This window comes from Streptomyces bambusae, assembly GCF_020532645.1.
Lineage (GTDB): Bacteria > Actinomycetota > Actinomycetes > Streptomycetales > Streptomycetaceae > Streptomyces > Streptomyces bambusae.
Genome location: NZ_JAJAUZ010000040.1, coordinates 61,891 through 73,536 on the forward strand (window position 1 = coordinate 61,891; position 11,646 = coordinate 73,536).

The 11,646-nt window shown below is 75.8% G+C and carries 9 protein-coding genes; 6 read left to right on the forward strand and 3 right to left on the reverse strand.

Annotated features, from left to right (window positions below; all coding sequences use genetic code 11):
* Positions 1-19: 19 nt before the first annotated feature.
* The 5 genes from LG634_RS25310 to LG634_RS25330 all read left to right on the forward strand — a co-directional run bounded on the left by LG634_RS25310 (position 20) and on the right by LG634_RS25330 (position 6,824).
* The gene (locus LG634_RS25310) at positions 20-988 is read left to right on the forward strand and encodes a cobalamin biosynthesis protein (protein WP_226736623.1); all 969 of its coding nucleotides are present in this window, start codon (positions 20-22) and stop codon (positions 986-988) included.
* Complete coding sequence (locus LG634_RS25315) at positions 985-2,544, forward strand: cobyric acid synthase (protein WP_226736625.1); 1,560 nt, start codon at positions 985-987, stop codon at positions 2,542-2,544. Before LG634_RS25310 ends, LG634_RS25315 begins: the two co-directional genes overlap by 4 nt.
* A gap of 124 nt (positions 2,545-2,668) precedes the next feature.
* Positions 2,669-4,756: a putative cobaltochelatase gene (locus LG634_RS25320; protein ID WP_226736627.1), complete on the forward strand. Its 2,088-nt coding sequence runs from the start codon at positions 2,669-2,671 to the stop codon at positions 4,754-4,756.
* Positions 4,756-5,355 (forward strand): cob(I)yrinic acid a,c-diamide adenosyltransferase, encoded by a 600-nt coding sequence (cobO, locus tag LG634_RS25325; protein ID WP_226736629.1) that lies wholly within the window; start codon positions 4,756-4,758, stop codon positions 5,353-5,355. The genes LG634_RS25320 and cobO overlap by 1 nt, the downstream gene beginning before the upstream one ends.
* A complete protein-coding gene (locus LG634_RS25330) occupies positions 5,352-6,824 on the forward strand; it encodes a cobyrinic acid a,c-diamide synthase CobB (RefSeq protein WP_226736631.1) in 1,473 nt (490 codons plus the stop codon). Before cobO ends, LG634_RS25330 begins: the two co-directional genes overlap by 4 nt.
* A 17-nt stretch (positions 6,825-6,841) precedes the next feature.
* Here LG634_RS25330 and LG634_RS25335 read toward each other — a convergent pair whose 3' ends face one another.
* Positions 6,842-7,600, reverse strand: a complete 759-nt coding sequence (locus LG634_RS25335) for a ZIP family metal transporter (RefSeq protein WP_226736633.1) — start codon at positions 7,598-7,600, stop codon at positions 6,842-6,844.
* A 68-nt stretch (positions 7,601-7,668) separates the two neighbouring features.
* Between LG634_RS25335 and cobC the strand changes: the two genes are divergently transcribed.
* Positions 7,669-9,114, forward strand: a complete 1,446-nt coding sequence (gene cobC, locus LG634_RS25340; protein WP_226736635.1) for an Rv2231c family histidinol phosphate aminotransferase CobC — start codon at positions 7,669-7,671, stop codon at positions 9,112-9,114.
* Positions 9,115-9,346: 232 nt separating this feature from the next.
* On the opposite strand, the gene LG634_RS25345 is transcribed toward cobC, so the two are convergent.
* Complete coding sequence (locus LG634_RS25345) at positions 9,347-10,297, reverse strand: SCO1860 family LAETG-anchored protein (protein ID WP_226736637.1); 951 nt, start codon at positions 10,295-10,297, stop codon at positions 9,347-9,349.
* 307 nt (positions 10,298-10,604) lie between these two features.
* The coding region (locus tag LG634_RS25350) for an amidohydrolase family protein (RefSeq protein WP_226736639.1) at positions 10,605-11,646 on the reverse strand (1,042 nt) is incomplete at its 5' end.

Consider the following 11,646-nt stretch of genomic DNA (forward strand, 5'->3'; position numbering starts at 1 on the left):
GAGTGAGGACATACACGCCATGCGTGCCGATCGCGTTTTCGCGTACGGTGCGGCGGCCGGGCTGGTCGGCGACCGGATCCTGGGCGATCCGCGCCGTGGACACCCCGTCGCCGCCTTCGGCCGGGCCGCCGCCGCGGTGGAGCGCGTCCTGTGGACGGACGCCGCCCCCGGGCAGCGCGCCCGCGGGACCCTGCACACCCTCGTCTGCGCCGGCGGCGCGGCCGCCCTGGGCGCACTCGGCGCCCGCGCCGTCCGCCGCCGCCCCGCCGCCCTGCGGATCGCCCTGACCGCCGCCGCCACCTGGACCGTCGTCGGCGGCACCTCGCTGGGCCGGGAGGCCCGGGCCATCGGCGGGGCACTGACCGCCGGGGACACCGAAGTCGCCCGGGAACGGCTGCCGCACCTGTGCGGGCGCGACCCGCAGGCCCTGGACGAGCAGCAGATCGCGCGGGCCGTGGTCGAGTCCGTCGCCGAGAACACCTCCGACGCCGTGGTCGGCGCCCTGGTGTGGGGCGCCGTCGCCGGCGTCCCCGGGCTGCTGGCCTTCCGCGCCGTGAACACCCTGGACGCGATGGTCGGCCACAGATCCCCCCGTTACCTCCGCTACGGCTGGGCGTCGGCCCGGCTGGACGACCTGGCCGGCTGGCCCGGCGCCCGGCTGACCGCGGCCGCGGCCGTACTTGCGGGCCCGGACCGTCGGGGGGCGGTCCGGGCCTGGCGCGCCGACGCGCACCGGCACCCGAGCCCGAACGCCGGACCGGTGGAGTCCGCCTTCGCCGGCGCCCTCGGCGTCCGGATGGGCGGCACCCTCGCGTACGCGGGCCGGGTCGAGCACCGGCCGGTGCTGAACGGGGCGGCCGGCCGGCCGGTCGAAGCCGCCGACATCGAACGGGCGGTACGGCTCTCCCGCCGGGTGACCTGGCTCGCGCTGGGCACCTGTGTGGCGGGCCGCACCCTCCTCTCCTACGCACGGAAGGGACGCCGATGAGCACGGCGGCACCGGGAGGCGGCCTGCTGGTGGCCGGCACCACCTCGGACGCGGGCAAGAGCGTGGTCACCGCCGGCATCTGCCGCTGGCTGGTCCGGCAGGGCGTGAAGGTGGCCCCGTTCAAGGCCCAGAACATGTCCCTGAACTCGTTCGTGACCCGCGAGGGCGCCGAGATCGGCCGGGCCCAGGCCATGCAGGCGCAGGCGGCCCGGGTGGAGCCGACCGCGCTGATGAACCCGGTGCTCCTCAAGCCGGGCAGCGACCGCAGCAGCCAGGTGGTGCTGCTGGGCAAGCCGGTCGGCGAGATGAGCGCCCGCGGGTTCTTCGGGGGGACTGGGGGGTCGTCCCCCGGGAAGGGGCTGCACGGGGGCCGGCAGGAGCAGCTGCTCGGCGTGGTCACGGACTGCCTGGCGCAGCTGCGGGGCACGTATGACGCCGTGATCTGCGAAGGGGCGGGCAGTCCGGCCGAGATCAACCTGCGCCGGACCGACATCGTCAACATGGGCATCGCGCGGGCCGCGCGGTTCCCGGTGGTCGTCGTCGGCGACATCGACAAGGGCGGGGTGTTCGCCTCCTTCTTCGGTACGACGGCCCTGCTGAGCGCCGCCGACCAGGAGCTGGTCGCCGGCTACCTGGTGAACAAGTTCCGCGGCGACGTCTCGCTGCTGGAGCCCGGCCTGGAGATGCTGCGCGGCCTGACCGGCCGGCAGACCTTCGGGGTGCTGCCGTTCCGGCACGGCCTGGGCATCGACGAGGAGGACGGCCTGCGGGTCTCGCTGCGCGGGGCGGTGCGCGAGTCCGTGGTGGCGCCGCCGGTCGGCGAGGACGTGCTGCGGGTCGCGGTGTGCGCGGTGCCGCTGATGTCGAACTTCACCGACGTGGACGCGCTGGCCGCCGAGCCGGGCGTGGTGGTGCGGTTCGTGGACCGGCCCGAGGAGCTGGCCGACGCCGACCTGGCGATCGTGCCGGGCACCCGGGGCACCGTGAAGGCGCTGGAATGGCTGCGCGAGCGGGGCCTGGCGGACACGCTGGCCCGGCGGGCCGCCGAGGGTCGGCCGGTGCTGGGCATCTGCGGCGGGTTCCAGGCGCTCGGTGAGGTGATCGAGGACGAGGTGGAGTCCCGCGCGGGCACCGTGCCGGGCCTCGGACTGCTTCCGGTTTCCGTCCGGTTCGCCGTGGCGAAGACCCTGGCGCGGCCGGTGGGCGAGGCGCTCGGCGAGCCGGTCGAGGGGTACGAGATCCACCACGGCGTGGCCGATGTGCGGGGCGGCGAGCCGTTCCTCGACGGGTGCCGGGTGGGTGCGGTGTGGGGGACGCACTGGCACGGGTCGCTGGAGTCGGACGGGTTCCGGCGGGCGTTCCTGCGGCAGGTGGCCGCCGCGGCCGGGCGCCGGTTCGTGCCGGCTCCGGACACGTCCTTCGGGACCCTGCGCGAAGAGCAGTTGGACCTGCTGGGCGACCTGATCGAGGAACACGCCGACACGGATGCGCTGCTGCGGCTGATCGAGACGGGGGCCCCGGCGGGGCTGCCGTTCGTGCCGCCGGGGGCGCCGTGAGCGGGGGCGGGGCGCTGCCGCGTCCCCGGGGCTCCGCGCCTCGGACGCCGGCGGGGCTGGAGTGTGCGGCGGAACCGGTGGTTTCGGCCGGGCTGGAGAGTTGGGACGAAGGAGTGAGCAAGCTGTGAGCACCTATCCGTTCACCGCGGTGGTCGGTCAGCAGGATCTGCGGCTGGCGCTGTTGCTGAACGCCGTGAGCCCGGCGGTCGGCGGGGTGCTCGTGCGCGGGGAGAAAGGCACGGCCAAGTCCACCGCCGTCCGGGCGCTGTCCGCGCTGCTGCCGCCGGTGCCGGTGGTGGACGGCTGCCGCTTCAGCTGCGACCCGGCCGGGCCGGACCCGCAGTGCCCCGACGGCCCGCACGCCGGCGCCGGGGCCGACGCCCGTCCCGCGCGCATGGTGGAACTCCCCATCGGCGCCTCCGAGGACCGGCTCGTCGGTGCGCTCGACATCGAACGGGCCCTCGCCGACGGTGTGAAGGCCTTCGAGCCGGGCCTGCTCGCCGACGCCAACCGCGGCATCCTGTACGTCGACGAGGTCAACCTGCTGCACGACCACCTGGTGGACGTGCTGTTGGACGCCGCCGCGATGGGCTCCTCGTACGTGGAGCGCGAAGGCGTCTCCGTCCGGCACGCCGCCCGGTTCCTGCTCGTCGGCACGATGAACCCGGAGGAGGGCGAGCTGCGGCCGCAGCTGCTCGACCGGTTCGGCCTGACCGTCGAGGTGGCCGCCTCCCGCGAGCCGCAGCAGCGGGTCGAGGTGGTCCGCCGCCGCCTCGCGTACGACGCCGACCCCGACGCCTTCGCGGTCCGCTGGGCCGGGGACGAGGCGGCCGTGCGCGACCGGGTGACCGCGGCCCGCGCCCTGCTGCCCGCGGTGGTGCTCGGGGACGCCGCCCTGCTGCAGATCGCCGCGGTGTGCGCCGGGTTCGAGGTGGACGGCATGCGCGCCGACATCGTGATGGCGCGCACGGCCGTGGCGCTCGCCGCGTGGGCCGGGCGTGACGCCGTGCGCAAGGAGGACGTCCGGCAGGCCGCGCTGCTGGCGCTGCCGCACCGGCGCCGCCGCAACCCGTTCGACGCGCCCGGCCTCGACGAGGAGCTGCTCGACCGGATCCTCGACGGGTTCCCGGACGACGAGCCGGAGCCGGACCCCGAGCCGGAGCCGGAGCCGGACGGTCCGGGTGACGACGGCCCCGAGGGCGGCCCGGACGGCGGACCCGGCGGGGTGCCCCCGCAGGGCGGCGCGCCCGACGGACCGGAGCCGGCCGACGCTCCCGAGGCCCCGCAGGATCCGGCGGCGCCCGAGCCCTCGCCCGAGCCCGCACCGCAGACCGGGCAGGGCGGCGAGGCGCCCGAGCAGGCCGCCGTACGCGCTGCCGAGCCGTTCCGCACCAAGGTCCTGAGCGTGCCCGGGCTGGGCGAGGGCGCCTCCGGGCGGCGCTCGCGGGCGCGCACCGCGCACGGCCGGACCACCGGCGCGCACCGCCCCCGCGGCCAGCTGACGAAGCTGCACCTGGCTGCGACCGTGCAGGCGGCCGCCCCGCACCAGCGGGCCCGCGGCCGCTCGGGGCCGGGTCTGGTGGTCCGCCGGGACGACCTGCGGCAGGCGGCGCGGGAGGGCCGGGAGGGCAACCTGGTGCTGTTCGTGGTGGACGCCTCCGGTTCGATGGCGGCCCGGCAGCGGATGGGCGCCGTCAAGGGCGCCGTCCTGTCGCTGCTGCTGGACGCCTACCAGCGGCGCGACAAGGTCGGTCTGATCACCTTCCGGGGCAGCTCGGCGGAGCTGGCCCTGCCGCCCACCTCGTCGGTGGACGCGGCTGCGGCCCGGCTGGAGAAGCTGCCCACCGGCGGCCGCACCCCGCTGGCCGCGGGGCTGCTCAAGGCCCGCGAGGTGCTGCGCATCGAGCAACTGCGGGACCCGTCCCGGCGGCCGCTGCTGGTCGTGGTCACCGACGGGCGGGCCACGTCCGGCCCGGACGCGCTGGGCCTGGCGGCCCGTTCGGCCCGGCTGCTGGCCGGCGCGGGCGTGGCCTCGGTGGTCGTGGACTGCGAGTCGGGCCCGGTGCGGCTGGGACTCGCGGGCCGGCTCGCGTCCGACCTCGGCGGACCCGCGGTCACCCTCGACGGACTGCGCGCGGACGCCATCGCGGGCCTGGTCAAGGACGTACGTACGGCTTCGGACATCAACCACAGCAACAGGAGGGCCGCGTAATGCCCCAGGGACAGCCGACCGTCATCCCGGACGACGGTCTGACGACGCGCCAGCGCCGCAACCGCCCGCTGGTCTTCGTGCACACCGGCCCGGGCAAGGGCAAGTCGACGGCGGCCTTCGGGCTGGCGCTGCGGGCCTGGAACCAGGGCTGGCCGATCGGGGTGTTCCAGTTCGTCAAGTCGGCGAAGTGGAAGGTCGGCGAGGAGAACGCGCTCAAGGTGCTGGGCGAGACCGGCAAGGGCGGCAGCGTCGTCTGGCACAAGATGGGCGAGGGCTGGTCCTGGGTGCAGCGGGACGCCCAGCTCGACAACGAGCAGGCGGCCAAGGAGGGCTGGGAGCAGGTCAAGCGCGACCTGGCGGCCGAGACCCACCGGCTGTACGTGCTCGACGAGTTCGCGTACCCGATGCACTGGGGCTGGATCGACACCGACGAGGTGATCGAGGTGCTGCGCAACCGCCCGGGCACCCAGCACGTGGTGATCACCGGTCGGAACGCGCCGGAGAAGCTGGTGGAGTTCGCGGACCTGGTCACCGAGATGACCAAGGTCAAGCACCCGATGGACACCGGCCAGAAGGGCCAGAGGGGCATCGAGTGGTGAGTGCGCGCGTGCAGGTACCCCGGCTGGTGATCGCGGCGCCCTCCTCGGGCAGCGGCAAGACCACCGTGGCGACCGGTCTGATGGCCGCGTTCGCCGAGCGCGGGCTCGCCGTGTCCCCGCACAAGGCCGGCCCGGACTACATCGACCCGGGCTACCACGCGCTGGCCACGGGCCGTCCGGGGCGCAACCTGGACGCGTTCATGTGCGGGCCGGAGCTGGTGGCCCCGCTGTTCGCGCACGGGGCGGCGGGCTGCGACCTGGCGGTGGTCGAGGGCGTGATGGGCCTGTACGACGGGGCTGCGGGGCGGGGTGAACTGGCGTCGACGGCGCACGTGGCGAAGCTGCTGCGGGCGCCGGTGGTGCTGGTCGTCGACGCCTCCTCGCAGTCCCGCTCGGTGGCGGCCCTGGTCCACGGGTTCGCCTCGTTCGACCCGCAGGTCCGGATCGGCGGCGTGATCCTCAACAAGGTGGGCTCGGACCGCCACGAGGCGATGCTCCGCGAGGCTCTGGAGGAGGCCGGGATGCCGGTCCTCGGCGTCCTCCGGCGTGCCCCCCAGGTCTCGGCCCCCTCCCGCCACCTGGGCCTGGTCCCGGTCGCCGAACGGCACACCGACGCCCTGTCCTCGGTCCGCGCCCTGGCCGACCAGGTCCGCGCGGGCTGCGACCTGGAATCCCTCCTGGCCCTGGCCCGCTCGGCGCCGCCACTGGACTGCGAGGTCTGGTCCCCTTCGGAGGCGCTGCGGGCCGCGGGGGCGACTCGGGCCGCGGGGGCAACCCCGGCCCCGCCGTCGTTCGAGGCGCGGAGGTCCGGGGGCGGAGCCCCCGAAGCGGGCCGCGGCCGGATCGCCGTCGCAGGCGGCCCCGCGTTCACGTTCTCGTACGCCGAGCACACGGAACTGCTCCGGGCGGCCGGCGCCGAGGTCGTCACCTTCGACCCCCTCAAGGACGAGGCCCTTCCGGAGCACACCACCGCCCTCGTCATCGGCGGCGGCTTCCCCGAGGTCTACGCCCACGACCTGGCCGCCAACGAGCCGCTCCGCAAGGCCGTGGCCGACCTGGCCGCGGCCGGTGCCCCCATCGCCGCGGAGTGCGCGGGCCTCCTCTACCTGGCCCGCTCCCTGGACGGCAAGCCGATGTGCGGCGTCCTCGACGCGGACGCCCGGATGTCGGACCGCCTGACGCTCGGCTACCGCGAGGCGGTGGCCGTGTCGGACAGCGTGCTCGCGGCCCCCGGCACCCGGCTGCGCGGCCACGAGTTCCACCGCACGGTCGTGGAGCCGTCCGCGGGCCCGTCCCCCGCCTGGGGGTTCACCCACCCGGAGCGCCGGGTGGAGGGCTTCGTCGCGGGCGGGGTGCACGCCAGCTACCTGCACACCCACTGGGCGGCCGAGCCCTCCGTCGCCGCCCGCTTCGCGGCGGCCGCGGCGGCGCAGGCCCAGGCGCACCCGGACGGCACCGGCCGCCCATGACCCCGTCCCGCCCCCGGTCACTCCGCGATGCCCACCACCAGCCAGATCCCGGCGACGCCGGCGACGGTGCACAGGAGGGTGGACAGCGCGGGGTGCCGGTGGTGGGCCTCGGGCAGGATCTCGGCGGCGGCGAGGTAGAGCAGGGCGCCGCCGAAGAACCCGAGGTACGCCCCGAGGGGTTCCTTCGGAAGAGTGAACAGCAGAGTGGACGCGGCCCCGACCACCGGTGCCAGAGCATCCGCGAACAGCATGAGGACCGCCTTGCGGCGGTCGTTCCCGTAGACGCTCGTGAGCGTGTACGTGTTGAACCCGTCGGCGAAGTCGTGGGTGATGACGGCGAGTGCGACGGCCGTCCCCATTCCCCCGCCCACCTGGAACGCCGCGCCGAGGGCGACCCCGTCGGCGAGGCTGTGCCCGACCATCGCGGCGGCCGCCGTCAGGCCGACCTGCGGGGTCCGGCCGCCGGCGATCGCCTCTCCGTGACCGTGCCCGGAGCCGTTCCCCGCCCCGTGGGCGGCGTGCCGGACGGCCAGCAGCCGTTCGACCACGTGTGCCACGAGGAAGCCGGCCACGAACAGCAGCAGCGCGGCCGGCACCCCGAACACCTCGTCGCCGGCCGCCTCCAGGGCCTCCGGCAGCAGGTCCAGTCCCACCACCCCGAGCATCAGGCCGCCTGCCAGGCCGAGCACGAGGTGGCGGCGGTCGGTGACGCGCTGCGCCGTCCATCCGCCCGCCAGCGTCATCAGGAACGCGCCCAACGCCACGATCACCGCCATGCCCCCTTGCTTACAGACTGGCGGCGTTTCGTGCACGCTGATCCCCCCACGTTTCGAGAGGACCTGTCTTGACCGGTCTCATATCCGGCGCGGCCCCCGCCCGCGTCGTCGTCGGTGTCGGTGCCCGCAGGGGCGTGTCCGCGGACGAGGTCTGCGCCCTGGTGGCGGACGCCCTGAGCGGGGCGGGTCTGCCGCGCAGTGCCGTGACGGCGCTCGCCACGGTGGAGGCGAAGGCCGGGGAGGCCGGGATCGTGGGTGCGGCGGAGCGTTTCGGCGTACCGCTGGTGACGTACGGTCCGGAGCGGCTGGCGGGGGTGGCGGTGCCGCACCCGTCCGACGGCGTACGGGCGGCCGCCGGGACGGCGTCGGTGGCGGAGGCCGCGGCCCTGGCGGGCGGCGGCCGGCTGCTGGTGCCGAAGACGCGTTCGGCGGGTGCGACCTGTGCGGTGGCGCTGGCCCCGGCGGGCGCACACGACCTGCGGCACCACGGGGACGCCGAGGTGCGCGGGCCGGTCGGCGCGGACCTGGTCGACCTGGCCGTCAACGTACGGTCGGACACGCCGCCGGGCTGGCTGCGGCAGCACATCGCGGGTTCGCTGGACGGGCTGGCGGCCTATCCGGACGGGCGGGCGGCCCGGTCGGCGGTGGCGGCGCGGCACGGGCTGCCCGTGGAGCGGGTGCTGCTGACCGCGGGGGCCGCGGAGGCGTTCGTGCTGCTGGCTCGGGCCCTGCCGGTGCGCCGGCCGGTGGTGGTGCACCCGCAGTTCACGGAGCCGGAGGCGGCGCTGTGGGACGCGGGGCACACGGTGGAGCGGGTGCTGCTGCGGGAGTCGGACGGGTTCCGGCTGGATCCTTCGACGGTGCCCGAGGACGCCGATCTGGTGGTGGTCGGCAATCCGACCAATCCGACGTCGGTGCTGCATCCGGCGGAGCTGCTGGTGCGGCTGGCCCGGCCGGGCCGGTTCCTGGTGGTGGACGAGGCGTTCATGGACGCGGTGCCGGGCGAGCGGGAGGCGCTGGCGGGCCGGACCGACGTGCCGGGGCTGGTGGTGCTGCGCAGCCTGACGAAGACGTGGGGGCTGGCGGGGCTGCGGATCGGGTACGTGCTGGCCGAGCCGGCGACGATCGCCGCGCTGGAGCAGGCGCAGCCGCTGTGGCCGGTGTCGACGCCCGCGCTGGCGGCCGCCGAGGCGTGCGTGTCGCAGCGGGCGCTGGCGGAGGCGGAGGAAGCGGCCCGGCAGATCGCGGTGGACCGGGCGCACCTGCTGGCGGGGCTGGCCGAGTTCGAGGAGATCCGGGCGGCGGGTCCGGCGGAGGGTCCGTTCGTCCTGATCCGGCTGGAACACGCGGACGAGGTGCGCGAGCGGCTGCGGACGCTCGGCTTCGCGGTCCGGCGCGGCGACACGTTCCCGGGCCTGGGCCCGGACTGGCTGCGCCTGGCGGTCCGCGACCGGGCCACGACGGGCCGCTTCCTCCAGGCTCTGGACCGGGCGCTGACGCTGGCGGGCCGCTGACGGAACAGCGGCGGGGAGGACGTGTCGTCACACGCCCTCCCCGCTCCCCCTCTGCTCCCCCGTGCCGCTCCCCTCGCGGCGTCCGGTGGGGCCGGATCCCCCCTGGGTCCGGCCCGTTCACGACCGGTCTCCCCTCGACCGGTCACCCCCCTCGGGCCCTCTTCCGGCGCCCGGTCTCCCCTCGACCGGCACCGGGGGCCCCGGGCCCGCGGGCCCGTTCCCCCTCGGGCCGTCAGATGCCGCGGCGGCCGCGGCCGCGGGCGGTGAGGAGCATGGCGCCGGCGCCCGCGCCGAGCAGGAGCAGCGCGCCGCCCGCGATGTACGGGGTGGTGCTGCTGCCGCCGGTCTCGGCGAGGTTGGCCTCGGTGCCGCCGGACTGCGGCTTCATGTCGGGCTTCTCCGCCGGCTTGGCGATCGCCTTGGACTGCGTCGGGGTGGGCTTGGGCGACGGGCGGGTGGCCGTCGGGGCCTGGCAGGTGGCCTGCGCGAGGACGACCTCGCCCTCGACTTCGGCGACGTTCAGCTTGAGCGGGTTGACGGAGACCTTCAGCCGCAGGGCGGTGGCGGCGGCGGTGCGGGTGCCGGTCTCGGTGGCGGACAGCTCCAGGCTGACCTCGCCGACGGCGGGCACGGTGACCTTGGTGGGGCCGCCCGCGGACAGCGTGACCTTCTTGCCGAGCACGGTCACCGCCCCCAGCACGTTGGAGCGGGCGACGGGCCGCTTGCCCGCTTCGCAGAGCGCCCGCGAGGTGACCTTCTCGACCTCGATCAGGGACAGCGTCTGGAGTCCGGGGACGTGGACCCGGGCGCGGGCGATGTTGACGTAGCCCTCGGCGCGCTGCTTGTCGACGGCGGCCCGGGCGGTGGCGACGTCGGCGCGCAGCACGTGGACGGGGCGGCCCTGGTCGACGCCGTCGAGGGTGACGGTGAGGGCGGTCTTCCCGGCCGTCGCCGGGGCGGTGACCTCGTTGAGCGAGGTCTTCAGCGGGATGTGCACGGTCTTGTTGAGCAGCCCGATGTCCAGTCCGGTACGCAGGACGACCGCGCTCGCCTTCCCGTTTCCGCCGGGCGTGGCGTGCGCGGGTGCCGCAGCCAGCAGGGCGAGGGGGCCGGCAGCCAGCGCGGCGGCGGTCAGCGCTGCGGAGGATCGGCGTACGGGCAGGCGGAAGGTGTTGCTGTTCACGGTGGTGGAACCCCCAGCGAGATATGGAGCCGGCGGCGACGCCAATGGGGGACATTGCGTGCGCTGCGGGCCTCGACCCGGGAATCTTTACGCACTGAGAGTGAACGGGCAGGAACCTGACGTGAGTTCACTCCAAAGAGGGGTTTCCGCTCTCGCATTCGAATCGAAGGGCGCGAAAGGTCTCAGACACCCCTTCCGTAACGGGCAGAGGCGGCATACGCCGAGCGCACACCGCCTCCGGACACGTCCGAGGGCATCGAGAACGAGCCACGCCGGGTCGGGGTAACGGCCGGTCAACCCGGTGCCGTCAGGCCACGATCCGTCCGTTCAGCACCACCCGCTGCGGACCGGCCAGCACCCGTACGTCCTCCCGCGGGTCCGAGCCGTACACGACGAGGTCGGCCGGGGCGCCTTCGGCGAGTCCGGGGCGGCCGAGCCACTCCCGGGCCCGCCAGGCCGTCGCCGACAGTGCGTCGAGCGCCGGCAGGCCCGCCTTGACCAGCTCGGCCACCTCGGCGGCGACCAGCCCGTGCGGGAGGGAGCCGCCCGCGTCGGTGCCGACGAAGACCGGCACCCCGGCGTCGTACGCGGCGCGGACGGTGTCGTAGCGCCGCTCGTACAGCCGCCGCATGTGGGCCGACCAGCGCGGGAACTTCGCCTCCCCGCCGTCGGCGAGGTGCGGGAACGTGGCGATGTTGACGAGGGTCGGGACGATCGCCACCCCGCGTTCGGCGAACAGCGGGATGGTGTCCTCGGTGAGCCCGGTGGCGTGCTCGATGCAGTCGATCCCGGCCTCGACGAGGTCGCGCAGCGAGTCCTCGGCGAAGCAGTGCGCGGTGACCCGCGCGCCGAGCCGGTGGGCCTCCGCGATGGCCGCGGCGGCCTCGGCGCGCGGCCAGCAGGCGGTGAGGTCGCCGGCGTCCCGGTCGATCCAGTCGCCGACGAGCTTGACCCAGCCGTCGCCGCGCCGCGCCTCGCGGGCCACGTACGCCACCAGGTCCGGGGGTTCGATCTCGTGGGCGTAGTTGCGGATGTAGCGGCGGGTGCGGGCGATGTGCCGGCCGGCCCGGATGACCTCGGGGAGGTCTGGGCGGTCGTCGATCCAGCGGGTGTCGGAGGGCGAGCCGGCGTCGCGGATCAGCAGGGTCCCCGCGTCCCGGTCGGTGAGCGCCTGCTTCTCGCTCGTCGCGTCGTCCACCGGGCCGTGCCGGTCGAGGCCCACGTGGCAGTGGGCGTCGACCAGCCCCGGCAGGGCCCAGCCGGTCACCGTCACGGTGTCCCGGGCGGTGGGGGGGGGGGGGGGGGGGGCCCCCCCCCCCCCCCCCCCCCCCCCCCCCCCCCCCCCCGCA